The following is a 22,029-nucleotide window of genomic DNA, read 5'->3' on the forward strand; positions in this document are numbered from 1 at the left end:
CCGGGCACCTCACCCCTCCGCGACGGCCGGCGTCCCGATCAACTGCTCCGAGTGCGCGGAGACGGGCGCGGCGGCCGCCTCCGGAGCCGCCTGCTCCACAGCGGGCGCTCCACCCGGCAGCAGGTCGAGCACGGCCTGACGGTGCGATTCGCTCGTGGCGTCGTCGTACGGGTCCGGGGTGGCCGGTACCTGGAGACGCAGGACCGGTCCGGTGCCCAGCCTGGCGTAGCCGCGGCCCGGCGGGACGTCGGGGGTGGGTGTGGTGTGCGGCCGGGTGCCCAGGACCGCCTCGACCTGTTCGTGGTCCGCCGGGCCCAGAACGGCGCGGGCCCTGGTGTGGGTCCGTACGGTCTCGGTGAGCGCGTCCAGGCTGTCGAGCTGGTCCGCGACGACCACCGTCACCCCGGCCGCGCGGCCGTGCCGCAACGGAACCCGCAGCAGCTCCTGGGGATCCTGCCTGCCGTCGGCGGCGGCCAGGTGCCCCAGGGCGCTCGGGCGGTCCAGCAGGATCCAGAGGGGGCGCCTGACGTCCTCGGGCTCGGGGTGTCCGGCCTGGCGGGCCCGGTTGGCGGCGATGAGCCGTCGCTCGGTCTCGTGCGCCGCCCATTCGAGTGTCGCCAGGGCGCCGCCCAGACCGCACTCCACCGCCAGCACGCCGTCCCGGCCGGTCAGGAAGCCGTACTCGCCGGTGCCCGCGCCGTCCACGACGAGGACGTCACCGTGCTGGAGGGCCTGGAGGGCGAGAGAACGCATCAGGGTCGTGCCGCCACTGCCGGGGTGCCCGGCGATCAGCAGATGGGGTTCCGTCGAACGGGCGCCGGTCCGCCAGATCACCGGAGAGGCGTCCCGCGTCCCGTCGCCGTCCTCGACCGGCACGGTGCGCGGGACGGCGTCGGCGTCCGTGAAACCCAGCACGGTCTCGCCCGGGGAGGTGACGAACCGCTGGGCGGCGATGGTGGTGGGGAGTGCCGCGAGGACGGTCATCAGGAGGTGGTTGCTCTCCTCGTCCCAGGTGAAGTGGTATTCGCGGCCCCGGCCCGACTTGGCGTGGAGCACCTGCTCGACCCGCGCGCGGGACGCGGGGTCGCCGTCGGTGAAGTACGCCGGGTACTGCACCTGGAGGCGGGTGAGGCGCCCGTTGCCGTCGAAGGCGTACGACGTACCGAAGGCCTTCTCCCAGTCGCCGCCGTGGGAGAACAGCGGACCGGGGTCGTCGGCCACCGAGAAGTGCGGCACCAGCGCCTCGTAGAGCGCCTGGAGCCGTGCGGTCTCGGCCTCGTCCGGGCCGGCCGTCGAGGGAGTGCTGTCGCGCCCCCGCCATGCGGCAGCGCCCATCACCGAGATCAGGGCCAGCAGGGGCCCGTAGGGGATGAGCGCCACCACCAGTACGCAGGCCGCGACGAGGAACAGCACGTGTCCGCGCCGGTCCCTGGGCGTCGCGGCCCACTTCTGCCGCCCCGCTCCCGCCAGCAGCCGCAACCCGCGGGTGACCGTGATCAGCGGATGGAGGACATCGGTGGCGTTGTCGGCGGCCGTGCGCGCGATCTCGCGACTGCGGGTGATCGAAGCGCTGCCGCTCTGAAGGATGCGGGGGAGTGGTCGCCGGGCCACGTCGGTCTCCTGTGGAGGTGGGAGCGGTTCTCGGGGCGTCAGAACTTGATCCCGCCCAGCATGCTGGCGAGGCTCGCCCCGCCGGCGGTGATGCTCGGGGCGATGGCCGTGCCGGCCAGGTAGAAGCCGAACAGGGCGCAGATGAGGGCGTGGGAGGCCTTGAGCCCGTCCTTCTTGAAGAACAGGAAGACGATGATGCCGAGCAGTACCACGCCCGAGATGGAGAGGATCATGAGCGGTTCTCCTGGTTGAGGGGGACAGTCACCATGAGTACTTCCAGGATCACAAGATGTATCTATACGATAAAAGGTGCAAATGAGTGAAAATCGCTTGATTTCACTCGACCGGTGGCTCAGAAGTGGTCAACCAGGCGCTCCGGGAGCCGGACGGGTCAAGCCCTCCGCCCGAATGCGAGGCCCCGCCGTGATCTTCCGCCGTTCCGGGGGCAGGCTGACGAATGCCCCGGAGCAGTACCCTGTCGATTCACTCGTACGGTCCCCCGCCGTACTCCCCACCAGGTCGGCAGCGGCGACAGAGGCAACGAAAGGCGGTCCGTCCGATGAGCGAAACACCTGATCCCGAGGTGATCGAGCTGGCGACCAAGGTCTTCGACCTGGCCCGCCGGGGCGAGGCGGACGCGCTCGCCGCCTACGTCGACGCGGGCGTCCCCGCGAACCTCACCAACGACCGGGGTGACTCCCTGCTCATGCTCGCCGCCTACCACGGGCACGCCCCCGCCGTCGTCGCGCTCGCGGCCCGCGGTGCCGACCCGGGCCGGGCCAACGACCGGGGCCAGACGCCCTTGGCGGGAGCCGTCTTCAAGGGCGAGCGCGAAGTGATCGACGCCCTGCTCGTCGCGGGAGCCGATCCGGCCGCCGGAACACCCTCCGCCGTGGACACGGCACGCATGTTCGGCAAGGACGACCTGCTGGAACTCTTCGGTGCGCGCTGAGGCACCGCCCGGACCACCGGCCGGCCGGTGCGCCGTAAATGTGGTCGCGTCGGCGATATGGGTGGGCCATCATGACGGCGCGGGTCCGTTTCGGGCCACCGACGAGAGGCAGAGGAAGATGAGCACCAGGCAAAAGGCGGCGGTCGGCCGATCATGTTGCTGCGTGGCCTAGGGGATGTCACCCCGGCACACCCCACAGCACAGTCCCGGTTGCGTCGACAGCTTGATGTGAGGCTTTCCCCATGTTCGATCCGTTCATAGCGCCGAGCGGCACCCTGCTCGGCCTGCTGCAGAGGGGCCGCGGCGACGGCACGCTCCACGCGCTCGCCGCCCCCCGCCCCGAGGCCCTCGCGGCCCTCAACCACTGCGTCCTGAGCGATCCACGTCACGACTGGCAGGTCGAGAACCGCTCCCTCTACTACGCGCGCCTCTACCTCGATCTCGACGGCGGCACCGAGGAGATCGAGCGGCACCTGTGGGACGCGGAGGACCACCTCGACACCGACGACTCCCGCACGGGTCTCGCGCTCTCCGTGCTCGGGCACCTCGCCTCCTACGGACGCGACGACGCCCTCGTGCTCCTGCGCCGCTACGCCGCGACCGGGGCCAACTGGGCCTGGGCGCTGGACGAACTGGCCCTGCGCGACGACGACGCCGGACTGCGGTCCCTCGCCGAGGCCGTGCTCGGCCGGTTCCCCGCCACCCCGGACGGCGCCGCCGGTCTGGCCGCCGCCGTCCGGGACGCCTTCGAGCCCCGACCATGGCGGCTCTGGGCCGACGACCCGCGCGAAGCGGTCGGCGCCCGGGTCAGGGCGGCCGGTGAGCAGGGTTCCTTCGACCGGTGGCAGCGACAGATGAGGCCCGGCGGTCCGCGACCCGGCTGGAGCGTCCAGGCCGTCTTCGACTGGGCGCAGGAAGGACTGGAACGCGGCAGCGCGCTCCACGTCCCCGCGGCCCGCTGCCTCTCCGCCGTCGCCGGGGCCGGGGACCGTCCCCTGATCGTCGAGGCCGCCCGCGGCGGCTCCGACGGTGCGCGCTGTGCCGCACTCCACTACCTGGCCGAGGCGCGGGATCCTGCCGTGCTCGACCTCGTCGAGCGGGCCGCCGTCGGCCCGTCCCGCACCGTCGCCGAGGCGGCCGTGGCCGCCTTCGAGCGCATGTGCGGCGAAGCGGCGGTCGAGCGGGCCCGGGGTTGGGCGCACCGGCCCGACGCCCTCGGAGCCTCGGCCGCCGGAGTCCTGGCCTGCCGCGGCGACGTACAGGACGCCCCGCTCGTACTCGCCGCGCTGCGCGAGGCGGTCAGAGGCGAGGGGCCCGACGCCCAGCGCCTGTGGGCCCTCGTCGACGGCGCGGGCCGCCTCGGCATCGCCTGCGCCGCACCCGTGCTGCGCCACGTGTACCGCGAGACGTCCTCCTCGCACCTGCGGGGCAGAGCCGCCCGGGCGCTGGCCGCCACCGATCCGTCCTTCGCCAGCGGATTCGCCGTCGAATGCCTCTGGGACTGCGAGGAGACCACCCGGGAGCTCGCCGCACACCACGCCGAGACCGGGGACATCCGGGTCGCCGAACGGCTGAGGCGGCTCGCCGCCGACCCGGCCGAGGAGGCCGAGGTCCAGACCGCCGTACGCAGCAGGATCGGGCCGGACGCGACCGCCCTGTGAACCGGCGCGCGGACGACGCGCAGGGATCCCCTGCCCCGGCTGCCGGCCCTCGCGGTCGCGGCACGGGCGGTCGGCTCGACGCGCGGGCCGAGCGGCCGCCGGCGGATCCGCGCCGTACGCCCTCTCTGCGAGGGTTCGTCCCCCGCGCCAGAATGGAGGGATGACCGGACGCTGGGAGTTCTGGATCGACCGCGGCGGCACCTTCACGGACGTGGTGGGGCGTGACCCCGACGGCCGGCTGATCTCCCGCAAACTGCTGTCGCACGACCCCGGCCGCTACCGCGACGCGGCCGTCGCCGGCATCCGGCTGCTGCTCGGTCTCGGCCCCGACGACCCGGTCCCCGCCGACCGCGTCGCGGGCGTCAAGATGGGCACCACCGTCGCCACCAACGCCCTCCTGGAGCGTCGGGGAGAGCCGACCGTGCTGGTCATCACCGAAGGCTTCCGGGACGCCCTGCGGATCGCCTACCAGAACCGGCCGCGCCTCTTCGACCGCCGCATCCTGCTTCCCGAGGCCGTCTACGACCGGGTCATCGAGGTTCCCGAACGTACGGACGCCAGGGGAGAGGTCGTGAAACCCCTCGACCGCACCGTGGTGTCGGAGCGGCTGAGGGCGGCCGCGGAGGACGGGATCCGCAGCGCCGCAGTCGTCCTCATGCACGGCTACCGCCATCCGGACCACGAGCGAGCCGTCGCCGAGGAAGCAGGGGAGGCGGGCTTCACCCAGGTCAGCTGCTCGCACGAGGTCAGCCCGCTCATCAAGCTCGTGCCGCGCGGCGACACGACCGTCGTCGACGCCTACCTCTCGCCGATCCTGCGCCGGTACGTCGAGGAGGTGGCCGGTGAACTCGCCGGGATCCGCCTCATGTTCATGCAGTCCAACGGTGGGCTGCGCGAGGCCGCGCACTTCCGGGGCAAGGACGCGGTGCTCTCCGGTCCCGCGGGAGGCGTCGTCGGCATGGTGCGTACGTCCGGGCAGGCCGGCCACGACCGGGTCATCGGGTTCGACATGGGGGGCACCTCCACCGATGTCTCCCACTACGCGGGCGAGTTCGAACGTGAGCTGGGCACCCAGGTGGCGGGGGTACGGATGAGCGCGCCCATGATGAGCATCCACACCGTCGCCGCCGGCGGGGGGTCCGTCCTGCACTTCGACGGGCGGCGCTACCGGGTCGGCCCCGACTCGGCCGGAGCGGACCCCGGCCCCGCCTGCTACCGCCGGGGCGGGCCGCTCACCGTCACCGACGCCAACGTGATGCTCGGCCGCGTCCTTCCGGAGCACTTCCCCTCCGTCTTCGGCCCGGCGGGCGACCAGCCGCTGGACGCCGGTCTGGTGAAGGAGCGCTTCGGGGCACTGGCCGAGGAGGTGTCGACCGCCACGGGAAGCGGGCGCACGCCCGCGCAGGTGGCCGCGGGGTTCCTGGAGATCGCCGTGCTGAACATGGCGAACGCCGTCAAGAAGATCTCCGTCCAGCGCGGCCACGACATCACCCGCTACGCGCTCACCGGCTTCGGCGGCGCCGGAGGCCAGCACGTCTGCGCCGTCGCCGACGCCCTGGGCATCGACACCGTCCTCGTACCACCGCTCGCCGGGGTCCTCTCCGCGTACGGGATCGGTCTGGCCGACGCCACCGCGATGCGCGAACAGTCCGTCGAGGCCGCACTGGACGAGGAGACCGGGGACAGGGTGCGCGGTCTCTGCGAGGACCTGGCGGAACGCACCCGTGCCGAACTCCGGGCCGACGGCGTCCCCGACAGCGCCATCGGCACCCGGGCGCGGATCCTCCTGCGCTACTCCGGGACGGACGCCGCCCTGCCCGTCGCCCACGGGACGGTCACCGACATGACGGACGAGTTCACCGGCGTCCACCGGGCGCGGTACGGGTTCGCCATGGACAAGCCCCTGGTCGTCGAGGCCGTCTCCGTGGAGGCCACCGGAGCCGCCGGCCCGCACACCCTGCCCCGCACCGGTGCGCGTGCGGGACAAGGGCCACCGCGGCCACCGGGAGCCGTGCGGATGTTCGCCGGGGGCACATGGCGGGACGCAGCGCTGTACCGCCGCGGGACGCTGCGCGCGGGGGACACCGTGACCGGCCCGGCCGTCGTCGCCGAGGACGACGCCACCACCGTCGTCGACCCCGGCTGGCAGGCCACGGCGGAAGCGTCCGGACACCTCGTGCTGTGCAGGGCCGAGCCGCGACCCGGGCGCACCGCCGTCGGCACCCGGGTGGATCCCGTCATGCTCGAAGTGTTCAACAACCTGTTCATGTCGATCGCCGAACAGATGGGCGTACGGCTGCAGAACACGGCGCACTCCGTCAACATCAAGGAACGGCTGGACTTCTCGTGCGCACTGTTCGACGCCGACGGCGGTCTCGTGGCCAACGCCCCCCACATCCCCGTCCACCTGGGTTCCATGGGGGAGTCCATCAAAGAGGTGCTGCGCCGCAACGAGGGCTCCCTGCGGCCCGGTGACGTGTATGCCATCAACGATCCGTACCACGGCGGTACACACCTGCCGGATGTGACCGTCGTGACGCCGGTGTTCGACGAGCCCGCGGACGGGGAACAGGGCCGACTGCGCTTCCTGGTGGCGTCCCGCGGCCACCACGCGGAGATCGGTGGCATCACCCCGGGCTCCATGCCCGCCTTCAGCCGTACGGTCGACGAGGAGGGCGTCCTGTTCGACAACTGGCTGCTGGTGCGCGACGGAACGCTCCGCGAGGCGGAGACCAGGAACCTGCTCACCGCCGCCGCCCACCCCTCGCGTGATCCGGACACCAACCTCGCCGACCTGCGCGCCCAGATCGCCGCCAACGAGAAGGGCATCGCGGAACTGCGCCGCATGACGAGCGAGTTCGGACGGGACGTCGTCGAGGCGTACATGGGGCACGTCCAGGACAACGCCGAGGAGTCCGTCCGCCGGATCGTGACCGGGCTCCGTGACGGCTCCTGCCGCTACGAGACGGACAACGGCGCCGTCATCGAGGTGACCGTGACCGTGGACCGCGACGCCCGCAGGGCCGTCCTCGACTTCGAGGGCACCTCCCCGCAGCAGACCGGCAACTTCAACGCCCCCAAGTCCGTGGTCATGGCCGCCGTCCTCTATGTGTTCCGGACACTCGTCGAGGACGACATCCCGCTCAACAGCGGTTGTCTGAAACCCCTGGACATCCGCGTCCCGGACGGGTCGATGCTGGCCCCCGCCCACCCGGCGGCCACCGTCGCCGGCAACGTCGAGACCTCCCAGGCCGTCACGGGCGCCCTCTACGCGGCCCTGGGCGTCCAGGCCGAGGGATCCGGCACCATGAACAACCTCACCTTCGGCAACGACCACGTCCAGTACTACGAGACCGTCGCGAGCGGCTCCGGCGCGGGTGACGGCTTCGACGGGGCGGACGCGGTGCAGACCCACATGACCAACTCCCGGCTCACCGACCCCGAGATCCTCGAATGGCGCTACCCGGTGCTTCTGGAGAGCTTCGGCGTGCGCGAGGGCAGCGGAGGCCCGGGCCGGTGGCACGGGGGCCGCGGGCTGGAACGCAGGATCCGCTTCCTCGAACCCGTCACCGTGGCCCTCCTGTCGGGACACCGCCGGGTGCCTCCTTACGGCATGGCGGGAGGCGGTCCCGGAGCACTCGGCGAGCAATACGTCGAACGGGCGCGTGGATCGTCGGTGACCCCGCTCCGGGGCTGTGACACCGCCGAGCTGGACGCCGGGGACGTCCTGGTGCTGCGCACCCCGGGAGGGGGCGGTTACGGGCAGCCGTGACCGGTCGCTTCTGCGCCGTTTCGACCGATGTCGGTGCGAGGACCTAATCTGTGCACCGTGACTTCGACCGCCGACATCCAGACCGCTGCGCCCCAGCTCAGCGCGGGACCGAGGCCCGCTCCGGGACCCGCCGCCGACGAGGGGCTCTCGCGTCGGCTGCGCGCGCTCGCCTGCACCGCCCCGCTGCACGACCTGGACGTACGCAAGGCCAATCTGGCCGGCGAGTACACGGTCTACGCCATGGCCGAAGTCGCCCTCGCCGCGATCGACCTGGTCACGCTCAACATGGACTTCGACACCGGTGCCGACCACGACCAGATAGTGGCCAGACTCCTCCCGCGGGTCGCCGCCCAGGCGCCGCGCCGGCCCGTCACCGAGCACGAACGGGTCGCGCGCTGGGTCCTGGAGAACCTGATCAACGTCGGGAGCGTGGACCGCGGTTTCCGCGCCGTGTACGGCACCTTCGGGCCCGACGGCGTCTACGTCCGCAGGGACTACGACTTCAAGCTCATCGAGGAAGTCCCCGGCCACGGCGGCACCGTCTACCTCCGCGCCACCGACGAGGCGGTCAACGTCCTGGTCGGCGCCCTGGACACGGACGTCACCAGCGCCCAGATCGCCGCCGAGGTGAAGCTGGAGGTCCTCATCAGCAGGGGCCGCCTCGCGGACGCGCAGCTCGCCGCCGAACACGCCCGCTACCGCACCGTGCAGTACGCCGAGACGCTCCGCCGGACGCTGGAGGCGACCCGCCGCAACGTCCGCGCCGTCGACTGGCTCAACGCCGTCCCCGACATGATCACCGAAGCGCTCGACCACGTCGCCGACCGCTACCGCCACGAGAACGCCATCCTCACCAACATCCGCAAGGCCAGGGACGAGGCGGAGGAACCCGAGCACAAGCGCCGCGCCGCCGAACTCGTCGACATCGTCAAGGACTGCATCCGCCGCCACACCCAGCTCCAGTCCAGGCTGCTGGAGGCGGGCCCCCTCTTCCGCGCCGAGCAGGACCGGCAGGCCTTCGCCACGCCCACCGCGAGGTCGGGCCTCGACCTGTACGGCCAGCTCGTCGTCCCCCTGCTGCCGCTTCCCGTGGAACAGGCCACCCGGCCCACCGACGCGTTCTTCGCCCACGGCACCGGCCTGCGCACCCCCACCTCGGTCCGGGTCGGCGACCTCGTCGACCTGCTGCTGATGCCCCCGGTGGAGCGCGAGCACCTGGGCGCCGAGATGCCCGAGCCGGACCTCATCGCCACCCCGGACGACAGCCGGTTCAGCGAGGAGCAGCTCGGACACGCCATGGAGCTGCTCGACCTGGAGCACGACGCCCCGCGACGGCTCTCCGGACTCCTCGCCGAGGCCCGGCTGCGCGATCCCGAGCTGCCCTACCTGGTCGCCCTGCTCGCCGTCCACGCGGCGAGCCCCCCGGTCGGCACGGCCTACCGCCAGGGCGAGCGCCGACTGCTGTTCGCCGTCGACGACGGCACCCCGCTCGAGGACCACGAGTTCGGCGGAGCCGACCTGATAGTGGGCATGGCCCTGCTGGACGCCGCAGGCATGGCCGCGGACCGCAAGGACGCCTCGTGAGCCCTGCCGGGCCGGCCACCCACCCGCTGCCGCGCGAGAGCGGCACCCGTACCGAGGAGTCACCGAGTTGAGCGAGCAGCACGCCGAGCACACCGACGCGTGGGGCGACCGGTCCCTCACGCACGCGGCCGACGCCGCCCGGCCGGCCGCTCCCGCCGCCGTCACTCCCGCCGACGCGGCCGACGCGGCCCGGCTGGTCTCCTTCGGGCTGCAGCCGAAGCTGATGCCCGCCCGCGACGCCGAGTACACCGAACTGCTCCGCCGCTACCGGGAGGAGCCCGCCTTCGCCCGGCTCGCCGACGCCGTGGCCACCGGCCTCGGACTCGTCGTCCTGGAGGTCTCCACCCGCGCGGGGATGGCCGTGACCGCCGGCGAGGACTCGGTCTTCGCCGTACGCATGGGTGACTACGCCCGCCGCGCGTCCACCGACGCCGCCGACCGCTTCCTGCACGGACTCGCCCACCTCGCCGTGGCCGCCATGGCCTTCCCCCGGCCCGAGGACCTCGCCGACGACTCCTACATCGGCCGCATCACGGTCAACGGAGTCGACGCGTTCGTCCGTCAGGCCTGCCTGCGCCTGGAGGAGCGTGCCGACGAGCAGGGCGACAACACCGACCCCGCGACCGACACCCCCGGCCTGGAATCGGGCTGGCGCGTCTACGCCCGCCGCAGCTCGACCGGAGCCACCAAGGACGCCCGCAGGCTCGCCGGATCCACCACCGGCATCATCGGCAAGGCCGTCGCCTTCCTCACCGACTCCGGCTTCCTCCAGCGAACCGGGGACGACGCGGGCGGCGCCTACCGCACCACGGCCCGCTACCAGCTCCAGGTACGTGACATGGCGGGCAGCGCCGCCCTGGCGGAGCTGCTGGAACTCGGCGTCGTCCCCGTCACGGACGGCTCGGCCACCCTGCTGCCCCCGCCGGACACCGAAGGGCTTGAGCTGGCCGCCGACGCGGGCCTGCCCTTCCACTCCTGAACCGCCCGCCCCACCCGCCCCTTGAACGACGAGAGTCCGCCGCCATGTACGAGTTGTCCCGGGTCCGCCTCTACTCCATCGGGCCCGCCGGTGCGCGCTACGCCGACACCGTGCTCGACCTGCGTGGAGTCGGCAAACCCGTCCCCAGGCCCGCGCCGGCCCAGGCGGAGTTCTTCGAGGACGAGCCGGTCGGTCCCCCACGCCGCCCGGCGCCCGCAGGCGTGCTGTTCCTGGAGAACGGCGGTGGCAAGTCGGTCCTGCTCAAGCTGATCTTCTCGGTGATGCTGCCCGGACACCGCAACACCCTGGGCGGCGCCAGCTCCGGTGTGCTGCGCAAGTTCCTGCTCGCCGACGACTGCGGACACGTCGCCCTGGAGTGGCAGCACACGCTCACCGGCGAATGCGTCGTCGTCGGCAAGGTCAGCGAATGGCGTGGCCGCCAGGTCTCCAACGACCCACGCAAGTTCGCCGAGGCCTGGTACTCCTTCCGCCCGGGACCCGGTCTCAGCCTCGACAGCCTGCCCGTCGCGGAGGCGACCACGGTGGGCCGCCCCGTCGAAGGCGTATCGGGCGCCCGGGGCCGGCGCCGCACCATGAAGGGCTTCCGCGACGCCCTCACGGACGCCGGCAAGTTCTACCCGCACCTCGACGTGCACTGGGAAGAGATCCACGACCGCTGGAACGAACACCTCGGTGACCTCGGGCTCGACCCCGAACTCTTCCGCTACCAGCGGGAGATGAACGCCGACGAGGGCGAGGCAGCCGGACTCTTCGCCGTCAAGAAGGACTCCGACTTCACCGACCTGCTGCTGCGGGCCGTCACCGACACCCGCGACACGGACGGCCTCGCCGACCTCGTCAGCGGCTTCGGCAACAAGCTCGGACGCCGCGCCGAGCTCACCGCCGAACGCGACTTCACCGCCGGCTCCGTCGACCTGCTGGGCCGGATCGTCGAAGCGACCACGACCAGGGCCCGCAGCCGTGACGTCCACGCCGGTGCCGAGCGGCGCACCCGCACCCTCGCACGCCGGCTCTCCGGGCGGGCCGCCGAGGAGCGCGGCCGGACCGGTGCACTCGCCCAGCAGGTCACGGCCGCCGCCCACACCGTCACCGAGGCCGAGGCCACCCGGGGCGACCGGGACCTGATCGCGGCCGAACTGGCCTACCGGCACGCCTCCCTGGCCCTGACCGCCGCCGAGAAGAGCGCGGCTGCCCAGCGTCGCGAGCTGGTCGAGGCGCGCACCCTGCACTCCGCCTGGCAGGCCGCCGAAGCGGTCCTCCGGCACCGGGCCGCCGCCGACCGCTCCGCACGCGTCGCCGTCGCCATCCGGGAGGCCGAGCGGGACGCCGCCCCCGCCCTCGCCGCACGCGCCACGGCCGCCGCCGACCTCGTACGCGCCCTGCACACCGCCGCCGAGGCGGGGGAGCGGGTGGCGGACGAGGAGGAGGAGCGCTCCGCGACCCTGCAGTCCACCGGGGAGACGGCACACCGGGACGCCACCACCGCGGCGACCGAGGCCCAGCGCGCCCGGAGCGAGGCGGGCCACCTGCGCCAGCGCCTCGCCGAGGTCGAGCAGGAGACCGCCGAAGCCGTACGGGCCGGGTGGCTCGACGACACCGCGCCGGACGCCGACCCGGCCCGCGCGGCCCTCGCCGCGAACGACGCGGAGAAGACCGCGGTCGCCGCCTGGGACACCGCGCGGGAGGCCGCCCGGACCACCGCGGACCAGGCCAGGGAAGCCGCGGCCGCGGAGAGCCGCACCGAGCTCGCCGCGGCGCGCGCCGCCGACGGTGCCCAGGCCGCGGAACAGTCCTACGAGGCCGAGCGCAGGGCCGCCGAGTCGATCGCCGCCGAACACCGCCTCGCCGACCTGCTGGGCCTTCCCGCGGCGGCAGGTGTCCCACGCCCCCGCCGCGCCGGCACCGGGACGGACGGGACCGGCGCGAACGAACCGGTCGCAGGCGACGCGCAGTCCCTCACCGCCGAGGAGTTCGACAACAGCGCCGACGAACTGCGCGAGCTCCTCGACCAAGGGGTCGCCGCCGCCGAACGCAGGCTCTTCGACCTGCGCACCGCCGCCGCCGACGACTCCCGCATCCTCGGCGCCCTCGGGGACGGCGGACTGCTGCCTCCGGGCCCCGACGTCCTCGCCACCGTCGAGTACCTCGGAGAGCACGGCATCCCCGCCCTGCCCGGCTGGCGCTACCTCGCCCAGGCGGTGGACCCCGCCGACCACGCGGCGGTCCTGGCCGCACGGCCCGAGCTCGTCGACGGTGTCGTCATCACGGACCCCGACGCGCACACCCGCGCCCGTGAGGTCCTGGCCGCCGCGGCACTGCTGCCCCGCTCGGCCGTGGCCGTCGGTACCACCGCGGCCCTTCTCGCCCCGGTACCGGCGCCGGGCGGCACGGGCGCCGAGGACGTCTTCCTCGTCCCGCCGAACCCCGCGATGCACGACGAACACGCCGCCGACGAGGAGCGCCAGGCACTCAGGGCCCGCGCCGCGGCACGCGACGAGGACATCAGGTCGCTCGCCGCCCGGCTCACCGCCGACCGCTCCCTCGCCGCCCGCATCGGGTCCTGGCGCGCCGACTGCCCGCCCGGGATGCTCGCCGAGCTCGGTGAGGCCGCCCGCACCGCCCGAGCCGCCGCGGAAACGGCGGAGGCCGCACTCGCCGAGGCCCGCACCGCGCGCGCGGAGGCCGACGAGGCGGCCTCCGACGCCTCGCGTGTCCGTGACGACCGGCAGGAGGCGGCGCAGCGCGCCCGCCGTGCGGCGGACGCGCTCGCCGGACTCGCCCACCGCCTCCGGGACCGGGCTGGCTGGCAGGCGCGGCTGCGTGAACTCACCGACGAGGCAGCCGAGTCCGAGGCCCGCGCCACGGAATGCCTGGAGCGGGCACGCGCCGCCGACGAGGACCGCCGGGCCGCCCAGCGTGCCGCGGACGACGCCCACCGCACCGCCCGTGCCCTGCGCGCCGAGCGCGCCGAGATCGCCGGGGCCCCCGAAACCCTCCCGGAGCCCGAAGCCTCCACCGCGCGCACCTCCCTGCCCGCACTGCGCGAGGCATACCGGGCGGCCTCCCGGCTCTACGAGAAGGTCGGCGTCGGCGCCGACCTCCGCGCCGAACAGGCACGCGCCGAAAGCGACGAGAGCGCCGCCCTGGCCGAACTCGACCGCCTCACCAACAAGGTCCGCACCCGTGCCGCCCAGCTCCTCGAGGGCACCGACGGAGCCGACGGGCCCTCGCGTCAGGCGGCCGCCGCCCGCGCCGAATCCCACGTACAGCTCCTGGAGACCCGGGCGTCCACGGCCAGCGAACAGCTGGGCCGGCTGCGCGGCGAAGCCGAACGCCTCGCCCCCGAGGACGACGCACCCCACCACACCGACCTCCCCGACGACCTGGCGCCGGCCGACGCAGACCAGGCTCAGACCCTCCTGCGGACCGCCACGGCCGAACTGGCCGCCGCCACCGCGGCACTGGACACCGCACGCGCCGCCCACGCCGAACTGCTGCGCGCGCACCGCACCGCCGAGGACTCCGCGGGCGGTTTCGACGAGACCGCCGCCCTCCTGCGCGATCTGCTCAGGGAACACGGCCCGGAGGACGAGGCCGACAGCCCCGACCCGTACCCGGGCACCCTGGAGGAGGCCAGGCAGTCCGCCGCCGAGGCACGCCGTTCGCTGCGCGGCTGCGTCACCGACCTGTCGGCCGCGGAGGGTTCCGTGCGGGAGGCGAGCGACGTCCTCGTACGGCACGCCAACGCCACCCGCTACGAACAGGTCCGCACCCCGGCCCGGCAGCAGATCAGGGAACTGCCGGCAGCGGCCCTGCCCGACCACGCGGAGAAATGGGCCGCGGCCTTCGCGCCCAGGCTGCGCGTGCTCACCGACGAGCTCGCGCAGCTGGAGCGCAACCGCGACTCCATCGTCGACCGGCTCCGCGGCCTCGTGGAGTCGGCCCTCACGACGCTCCGCTCCGCGCAGCGTCTCTCCCAGCTGCCCGAAGGGCTGGGGGAGTGGTCCGGCCAGGAGTTCCTCCGGATCCGCTTCGAGGAACCCGACCAGGCCACGCTCACCGAGAGGCTCGGTGAGGTCATCGACGAGGCCACGCACGCGGCCCTCAAGAAGAACTCCGACCTGCGCAGAGACGGCATGTCCCTGCTGCTGCGCGGTGTACAGGCGGCGCTGCAGCCCAAGGGCATCGCCGTGGAGATCCTCAAGCCGGACGCGGTGCTCCGAGCGGAGCGCGTCCCGGTCGGACAGATGGGCGACGTCTTCTCCGGTGGCCAGCTGCTCACCGCCGCGATCGCGCTGTACTGCACGATGGCGGCCCTGCGCAGCAACGACAGGGGCCGGGACCGGCACCGGCACGCGGGCACACTCTTCCTCGACAACCCCATCGGGCGTGCCAACGCCACGTACCTGTTGGAGCTCCAGCGCGCGGTCTCCGACGCGTTGGGGGTCCAACTGCTGTACACCACGGGGCTGTTCGACACCACGGCGCTCGCCGAGTTCCCGCTCGTCATCCGCCTGCGCAACGACGCGGACCTTCGGGCTGGGCTGAAGTACATCAGCGTGGAGGAGCACCTCAGGCCGGGGCTGCCGCAGCAGGACCCCGAGGGCGCGACCGTCCATGGCGAGATCACCGCCACCCGCATGTTCAGGCGGACCGACGAGACGCGCGGCGGTGCGGCGGTCCCGGAGATGCGTGGAGAGATGACGGACACGACCGCGGAGCCGGCACGGTCCTCGGAGAAGCGATAGCGCTCAGGCCCGCGAGAGCCGGCCTTCGCTCCGGCGTCGTATCCGGGATTCCCCCCGTGCCCGGGACCGGGCGGCACGCCTGGCCACCCGCCGCTCACGCCGCATGCGGCGTGCCGTGCTGCTCGGCACGGACACCACGCCATGGCGCTGGTTCCACACCTGCCGGGTCACCCAGACGTCCAGCACCGACCACGTCGCCACCACCGTGCCCGCCACCCCGCCCAGCACCATCGGGAAGGCGAGCCAGGAACCGGCCAGCGTGCACAGGAAGGCCACCACGGCCTGAATGATGGTGAGCGACATGATGATCACCGCGCGCACGGCGGCCGTCCGCACCGGGTCAGGCATCCGCCGCCGTGTCGTGGGTTCCTCCACCCACAGCTGCCGCGGAATCCGGGCGCCCGCGGCCGACGCGCCTTCCGGTGAAGGACCGGCCGCCCGTGTGCCCGCCGTCGACGCACCGGCGGGCGACGACGACGCCGCGCCCCGGCGCTCATCCGTGTCCAAGAACCTCAACTCCCCACCACTGTCCGACCCCAGGGTGGCATGGCTGCCCGGCCGGCCGCCGTTCTACGCGAACGGAGCCGCCCGCCTGTCGCACATACCCCGCGAGGTTCTTCTGCCCCGTACGTCTGGACGAACGCCAGGTCACGAAGATTCCCGTCCGAGGGCCCCAACCGGCCCCGAAAGGTCACGGAACGTCAAGTTCCAGCCAACTGCCCTGTGAGAATACCTCGTGGTCGGCCAGGGGATCTCTGTCGCTTTCGCGAACTTCTTCGCCGGGAATACCCGGACAACTGGTGAGCAACTCAAGGCGGGGCGGCCGGAAACAGTCCGGACATGTCTTCGAGTTACCGGTGGGTCAGTAGTAGGCTCGCGCCGTTTGTTGACGGAAGTCCGGCCGACGCCCTCGGACCGCCGCCCGGACACCCGAACGATCAGGAAGGCCGGGCAACCGGAACGACCGGGAACGCCGGCACAATCACCCCGCGGTGCGGGGCCGAGCTGGGGGAGGCCATGCGCTTTCGCGGGAAGTCCATCCGCAGGAAGATCGTGGCGTTGCTCCTGGTGCCGCTCGCCTCACTTACGGGCCTTTGGGTGTTCGCCACCTACGTCACCGGCCGTGAAGCCACCGAGCTGATGGGCGCGAGCGCCATCGTGGAGCAGGTCGGCCATCCGCTGGAAGACACGATCCGCGCCGTCCAGGGCGAACGCCGTCAGACACTCGTCTTCCTCGCCGACCCCCGGGCATCGGACGCCCTTCCCCTCCTGCGCCGCCAGCGCGCCGCGACCGACCGGGTCGTGGCCGACGTCAGGCAGAGCGCGAAGAGCAAGGACATCCGGGACAGGCTCAGCCCGGAGTCGGAGGCCCTGCTCGACTCCATCCTCAGCGAGGTCGACGGCCTGGACGCACTGCGTGCCTCCGTCGAGAAGCGGACCGTCGACCGGACCAGGGCCCTCGACTTCTACAACGGTCTCGTCGACCCCTGCTACCGCTTCCTGAACGGTCTCCACACGATGGAGAACGTATCGATGGACAAGCAGGTCCGGGCCCTCGTCGGCATCTCCCGGGCCCGCGAGATGCTCTCGCGTGAGGACGCCCTGATCGCTTCGGGCCTCATCGCGGGACGACTCGGCGCCCCCGAACTCCGCGTCGTCTCCGACCTCGCCGCCAGGCGCACGCTCCTGTACGAGGTCAACCTCGAGCTCCTGCCGGGGAGCGAGCGCGGGCGCATGGAGCAGTTCTGGCGCAGCCCCGACACCGAGCCCCTCCGCACGGCCGAGCAGAAGCTCATCGCCGCCGGGCCCATCACGAAGCCGGGCACCGTCGACGCCGCGCGCTGGGAGGAAGTGGCCCCGCCCGTCCTGGAACACCTGGCCAACGACGGCACCGAGATGGCCAACCGCTTCCAGGACCGCGCGGAACCCGCCGGCTACCGCGTGCTGATCCGCGCGGGCGTCGCCGGCGTCCTGGGCTTCGCCGCCCTGCTGGTGTCCGTCTTCGTCTCCGTACGCGTGGGACGCGAACTCGTCCGCGACCTCTCCCGGCTGCGCAAGGACGCACACGAGGTGTCCGGGGTCCGGCTGCCGAGCGTGATGCGCCGACTGGCCGCGGGCGAGCAGGTCGACGTGGAGACCGAGGCGCCCCACCTCAGCTACGAGCGCGACGAGATAGGCCAGGTCGGGCAGGCGCTCAACACCCTTCAACGGGCCGCCGTCGAGGCCGCCGTCAAGCAGGCGGACATGCGGCGCGGCGTCTCCGAGGTCTTCGTCAACCTCGCACGCCGCAACCAGGTGCTCCTGCACCGCCAGCTGACGCTCCTGGACACCATGGAGCGGCGTACGGAGAACAGCGACGAACTGGCCGACCTCTTCCGCCTCGACCACCTCACCACCCGCATGCGCCGCCACGCGGAGGGCCTCGTGATTCTCTCCGGAGCGGCCCCGTCCCGGCAGTGGCGCAAGCCGATCCAGCTGATGGACGTGGTGCGGGCGGCGGTGGCGGAGGTGGAGGACTACGAGCGGATCGAGGTCCGGCGTCTGCCCCGCATCGGCGTGGGCGGCCCGGCCGTCGCGGACCTCACCCACCTGATCGCGGAACTGCTCGAGAACGCCACGGTGTTCTCGCCCCCGCACACCGCGGTCCAGGTGCACGGCGAACGCGTGGCCAACGGCTTCACCCTGGAGATCCACGACCGTGGCCTCGGCATGGTGCCGGAAGTCCTCCTGGACGCGAACCTGAGGCTCGCCGAGACGCCCGACTTCGAGCTCTCCGACACCGACCGGCTCGGCCTCTTCGTCGTCAGCCGGCTCGCCCAGCGGCAGAACGTCAGGGTGTCCCTGCAGACCTCACCGTACGGAGGGACGACCGCGGTCGTCTTCATCCCGGCGCAGCTGCTCACCGACGCCCCCGAGACCCACGGCACCGGCTTCCGCCTCGACCGCCGGGCCGAGAAGGCGATCGGCGGCGGCCGGCCGGGCAGGGACACGCCCGACAGCGCCAAGGCCCGCAGGGACGGGGCGGCGGACGCCGGTATCCCGGGCAGGCCGCCCGGGCTCGCCCCGGTGCCGACGGGCCTCACCGACCCGTCCGTGCTCGACGGACCCGTCGAACTCGAAGGCCCGGTGGGCACACTCGGGTTCACCGACCCGGCACTCGACCGGGAGCTCGATCCGGCGCTCGGCCCCGTCCTCGACGGCGTGTCCGACCTCGAGGACACCGAGAGCGAGCGCGGCGGCATCTTCCGAGCCCGCGATCTGCGCAGGCAGGACGACCGGGAGCAGCACCAGCAGGCCTTCGACGCGTCGGACGGCCGCTCCGCGGACGTCCGGCCGATGCGCCCCGCGGGGCCCGTCCCGCTGCCGCGCCGCAAGACGCCGACCCTCGTCGCCGAGCACGGCCGACGGATCGGGGACGGCGGCCGTTCCCGTCCCGGCACACCCGACCGCCTCGCGTCCGCAGGCGGCTCCGAGACGGCCACCGCGGAGTCCGGCCCCGGCAGTTCCCCGGCAGCTGAGGCCCCGGTGCGACCCGGATCCCGGCCGACCACTCCGGACACCGTGGGCGGCCTCCCGCGCAGGGTCCGGCAGGCCAGCCTCGCCCCACAGCTCCGGGAGGAATCCGCAGGGCGGCCTTCCGGGCACGCCCCCGCCGCCACCGACGACGACCTCGAACGTGACGCGGACGAAGTACGCAATCGCATGGCTTCGCTTCAACGTGGCTGGCAGCGCGGCCGTCGGCAGAACGCCGAGGACGGGACCGGCCCCGGCGAGACAGCACCAGGAACCACTCCGGGAGGGGACGGTCGATGACCGCACCGAACGCCGCAGCACACAACACCACACGCCAGGGATCGGGCGAACTCAATTGGCTCCTCGACGAACTGGTCGAGCGTGTCGCGAGCATCCGGAAGGCGCTGGTGCTCTCCAGCGACGGCCTCGCGACGGGCACGTCCCAGGACCTGACGCGCGAGGACAGCGAACACCTGGCAGCCGTGGCCTCCGGTTTCCACAGCCTCGCCAAGGGCGTGGGCCGGCACTTCGACGCCGGCCGGGTCCGGCAGACGGTGGTCGAGCTCGACGAGGCCTTCCTGTTCGTCACGGCGGCCGGTGACGGCAGCTGCCTCGCCGTCCTGGCCGACTCCGACTCGGACGTCGGGCAGGTGGCGTACGAGATGACCCTGATGGTCAAGCGCGTGGGGGCGCACCTGGCCAATGCCCCCCGTACCACCGGTCTGCCCGCCGGAGGGTGAGGCGGGGGGATGAGCGCAGACTCCGTCCGGGACACCGCGCCCGGATCACCGTTCGCTCCCGACGGAGCGGGCTCCTCCCGCTGGTACGACGCCGAAGCGGGGCCGGTGGTCCGGCCCTACGCGATGACCCGCGGACGAACCAGCAGCGCCTCCCGTCATCGTCTCGACCTGATCGCGATCGTCATCCCCGAACCTGCGGCCGACGATCCCGGCCGGGATCAGACGCTCTCCCCGGAGCACGTGGAGATCGTCGAACTGTGCAGCGACATGCCCCAGTCGATCGCCGAACTCGCCTCCGGGCTGGATCTCCCCGTCGGGGTGGTCCGTGTCCTGGTCGGTGACCTCGTCGAGGACGAACTGGTGCACGTCACCCGTCCCGTTCCGCCGGCCGAGCTGCCGGACGAGAGCCTTCTCCGCGAGGTGATCAATGGCCTTCGGGCGCTCTAGCCGCAGAAAGCGGCACGTCGAGCCCGTCACCCTCAAAATCCTGGTGGCAGGCGGGTTCGGCGTGGGCAAGACGACCATGGTGGGTGCGGTCAGCGAGATCAGACCGCTGCGCACGGAGGAGAGGCTGAGCGAGGCGGGCCGCCCCGTCGACGACGTGGCGGGGGTCGAGTCCAAGAGCACCACCACGGTGGCCATGGACTTCGGCCGGATCACCCTGCGCGAGGACCTGGTCCTCTATCTGTTCGGGACCCCCGGGCAGGACCGCTTCTGGTTCCTCTGGGACGAGCTTGCCCAGGGCGCCCTGGGCGCGGTCGTCCTCGCCGACACCCGGCGGCTGGAGGACTGCTTCGCGGCGGTCGACTACTTCGAACGCCGGGGGATCCCCTTCACGGTCGCCGTCAACCTCTTCGAAGGCGCGGAGCAGTTCCCCACCGAAACGGTACAGGCGGCACTCGACCTCGACCCCGAGGTGCCGGTGCTGCTCTGCGACGCACGCGACCGGGCGTCCGTCCGCGATGTGCTCGTCGCGGTCGTGGAGTACGCCATGGTGCGTGCCGACCGGCTCCGCGAACCCGCCAAGGCCTGAGGGCCGCCCGTGACGCGGCCCGTACCCCCGCCGACCGGGGTACGGACCGCGCGTACGGTGCGGGGGCAGCGGGCGTGGAAGGAGTCTTCACCCGCGGTGACGGGCCGTCAACCCTGCGCGCGTCCCGGGGGTGCCGGGTTCTCCGCGAGCCACTCTGCCGCGATCCCGGCCAGTTCCCCGTCCCGTCCGGCGAGCATCATCCGGATCATCTGCACATCGCCGCGCAGCGACCACGCGGGATGGCCGAACGTCGCCGGATTGTTCTTCTCGATGAGGAAGTGCGCCGGCCACGCGCTGCCGTATCCGATCAGGGGCAACGCCAGGGCATAGCGCCTGCGTCCCCGTGCCAGACCGTACGCGGTGACCGCCAGACCGGTCAGTGTGCCGGTCAGGTGGACCCACCGGGTAGCCGCCCTGGAGTGCATGGCCACGTAGTAGGGCCAGAACTCTTCATACGAATCGAACGTCTGCTGTGACATGAGGGCACCGTAACGGCCGAACCGGCAACCGGACACGGCAGTTCCGCGTCCGAAAGGGAGAACGGGCGGCCGGAGCACACGGGGGTGGCCCCGGCCGCCCGTTCGGTGCCCGCGCCGTCAGTGCCCCGCGACGGAGCGCCTGGCCACCGGGAAGTCGAAGTAGGTGTCCGGGAAGAGTTCGGGCTTGTAGGTGAAGTGCCACCACTCCTCCGCCAGGTTCACGAACCCCAGGCCGGTGAGCGTCCCCTTGAGGAACTGCCGGTGGGCGCGCTGTGCTCCCCGCACCCGCGGGTCGTCCGTGTGCGACAGCGTGTCGAAGCAGTCGTACCCGGTGCCCATGTCCACCGAGTTGTCGGGGAAGCGCGCGTCCTGCGGCGCGGAGCAGGCGGTGAGTTCCTCGCCCGGCTCGTACGGCCTCGTCGGCAGGGCCGGCAGCTTCACCAGGGTGAGGTCGACCGTGCTGCCCCGGCTGTGACCGGATTTCTCCGCGATGTAACCGTCCTCGAACAGCCGCGTCTTGTCGACCTCCGGATAGAACTCACCCTTCATGGCCTGGTCGTCGAGATCCTCCGCCCAGCGCACGAAGTGGTCCACGGCGCGCTGCGGCCGGTAGCAGTCGTACACCTTGAGCGAGTACCCCTGACGCAGGAGGCTCCGCTGGGCCGTGCGCAGCGCGAGGGCGGCGGGCCGGGTCAGGATGCAGACGGGCTGCCGGTAGCCGTCCACCGGCTCCCCCATGAAGTTGTGCGCGGTGGTGTAGCGCATCTCCGTGAGGATCGTCGGATCGACGGAACGGAGATCGACGAACTCCGGCGGAGCCTTGGGTTCGGGCCTGGCCGCGGCCACCGGGGCGGCGGCGGTCACGGCGAGCAGAGCGGCGCCGGCTGCGGCCAGAGCGCGGAGAGTACGAGCAATTCCTGTCATGGGCACACCGTC

The 22,029-nt window shown here is 72.7% G+C and carries 15 protein-coding genes; 10 read left to right on the plus strand and 5 right to left on the minus strand.

Going from position 1 to position 22,029, the window contains the following annotated elements:
• Nucleotides 1-9: 9 nt before the first annotated feature.
• Complete coding sequence (locus tag JOC24_RS21780; protein WP_205022023.1) at nt 10-1,611, minus strand: P-loop NTPase family protein; 1,602 nt, start codon at nt 1,609-1,611, stop codon at nt 10-12.
• A 38-nt stretch (nt 1,612-1,649) separates the two neighbouring features.
• Nucleotides 1,650-1,844, minus strand: a complete 195-nt coding sequence (locus JOC24_RS21785; protein ID WP_014044751.1) for a hypothetical protein — start codon at nt 1,842-1,844, stop codon at nt 1,650-1,652.
• Nucleotides 1,845-2,170: 326 nt separating this feature from the next.
• Here JOC24_RS21785 and JOC24_RS21790 point away from each other — a divergent pair, with 326 nt between their 5' ends.
• The 6 genes from JOC24_RS21790 to JOC24_RS21815 all read left to right on the plus strand — a co-directional run bounded on the left by JOC24_RS21790 (nt 2,171) and on the right by JOC24_RS21815 (nt 15,328).
• Nucleotides 2,171-2,563, plus strand: coding sequence for an ankyrin repeat domain-containing protein (locus JOC24_RS21790; protein ID WP_205022024.1), 393 nt, complete (start codon nt 2,171-2,173; stop codon nt 2,561-2,563).
• A gap of 242 nt (nt 2,564-2,805) precedes the next feature.
• Nucleotides 2,806-4,224 (plus strand): HEAT repeat domain-containing protein, encoded by a 1,419-nt coding sequence (locus JOC24_RS21795; RefSeq protein ID WP_205022025.1) that lies wholly within the window; start codon nt 2,806-2,808, stop codon nt 4,222-4,224.
• Between the two features lie 160 nt (nt 4,225-4,384).
• Nucleotides 4,385-7,996, plus strand: a complete 3,612-nt coding sequence (locus JOC24_RS21800) for a hydantoinase B/oxoprolinase family protein (RefSeq protein WP_205022026.1) — start codon at nt 4,385-4,387, stop codon at nt 7,994-7,996.
• Nucleotides 7,997-8,053: 57 nt separating this feature from the next.
• The gene (locus JOC24_RS21805; protein WP_205022027.1) at nt 8,054-9,580 is read left to right on the plus strand and encodes a hypothetical protein; all 1,527 of its coding nucleotides are present in this window, start codon (nt 8,054-8,056) and stop codon (nt 9,578-9,580) included.
• Nucleotides 9,581-9,647: 67 nt separating this feature from the next.
• Nucleotides 9,648-10,559: a hypothetical protein gene (locus tag JOC24_RS21810; RefSeq protein WP_205022028.1), complete on the plus strand. Its 912-nt coding sequence runs from the start codon at nt 9,648-9,650 to the stop codon at nt 10,557-10,559.
• Between the two features lie 44 nt (nt 10,560-10,603).
• The gene (locus tag JOC24_RS21815; protein WP_205022029.1) at nt 10,604-15,328 is read left to right on the plus strand and encodes a coiled-coil domain-containing protein; all 4,725 of its coding nucleotides are present in this window, start codon (nt 10,604-10,606) and stop codon (nt 15,326-15,328) included.
• Nucleotides 15,329-15,331: 3 nt separating this feature from the next.
• Here JOC24_RS21815 and JOC24_RS21820 read toward each other — a convergent pair whose 3' ends face one another.
• Nucleotides 15,332-15,835, minus strand: a complete 504-nt coding sequence (locus JOC24_RS21820; RefSeq protein WP_239580771.1) for a hypothetical protein — start codon at nt 15,833-15,835, stop codon at nt 15,332-15,334.
• 510 nt (nt 15,836-16,345) lie between these two features.
• On the opposite strand from JOC24_RS21820, the gene JOC24_RS21825 reads away from it, so the two are divergent.
• From JOC24_RS21825 to JOC24_RS21840, 4 genes are read left to right on the plus strand one after another with little or no spacing between them, the layout of a single operon-like run.
• Nucleotides 16,346-19,141, plus strand: coding sequence for a sensor histidine kinase (locus JOC24_RS21825; RefSeq protein ID WP_205022030.1), 2,796 nt, complete (start codon nt 16,346-16,348; stop codon nt 19,139-19,141).
• Nucleotides 19,138-19,581: a roadblock/LC7 domain-containing protein gene (locus JOC24_RS21830; RefSeq protein ID WP_205022031.1), complete on the plus strand. Its 444-nt coding sequence runs from the start codon at nt 19,138-19,140 to the stop codon at nt 19,579-19,581. The genes JOC24_RS21825 and JOC24_RS21830 overlap by 4 nt, the downstream gene beginning before the upstream one ends.
• Nucleotides 19,582-19,590: 9 nt before the next feature.
• Nucleotides 19,591-20,028, plus strand: a complete 438-nt coding sequence (locus JOC24_RS21835; protein ID WP_205022032.1) for a DUF742 domain-containing protein — start codon at nt 19,591-19,593, stop codon at nt 20,026-20,028.
• Nucleotides 20,009-20,614, plus strand: a complete 606-nt coding sequence (locus JOC24_RS21840; RefSeq protein ID WP_205022033.1) for a GTP-binding protein — start codon at nt 20,009-20,011, stop codon at nt 20,612-20,614. The genes JOC24_RS21835 and JOC24_RS21840 overlap by 20 nt, the downstream gene beginning before the upstream one ends.
• A gap of 107 nt (nt 20,615-20,721) precedes the next feature.
• Here the strand turns inward: JOC24_RS21840 and JOC24_RS21845 are convergent, their stop codons facing one another.
• Together JOC24_RS21845 and JOC24_RS21850 are read right to left on the minus strand one after the other, a co-directional pair.
• A complete protein-coding gene (locus JOC24_RS21845) occupies nt 20,722-21,093 on the minus strand; it encodes an Mpo1-like protein (RefSeq protein WP_205022034.1) in 372 nt (123 codons plus the stop codon).
• A 117-nt stretch (nt 21,094-21,210) separates the two neighbouring features.
• Nucleotides 21,211-22,017 (minus strand): M15 family metallopeptidase, encoded by an 807-nt coding sequence (locus JOC24_RS21850; RefSeq protein WP_205022035.1) that lies wholly within the window; start codon nt 22,015-22,017, stop codon nt 21,211-21,213.
• Between the last annotated feature and the right edge of the window lie 12 nt (nt 22,018-22,029).

Source organism: Streptomyces sp. HB132 (assembly GCF_016909575.1).
In the GTDB taxonomy this organism is placed as follows: Bacteria; Actinomycetota; Actinomycetes; order Streptomycetales; family Streptomycetaceae; genus Streptomyces.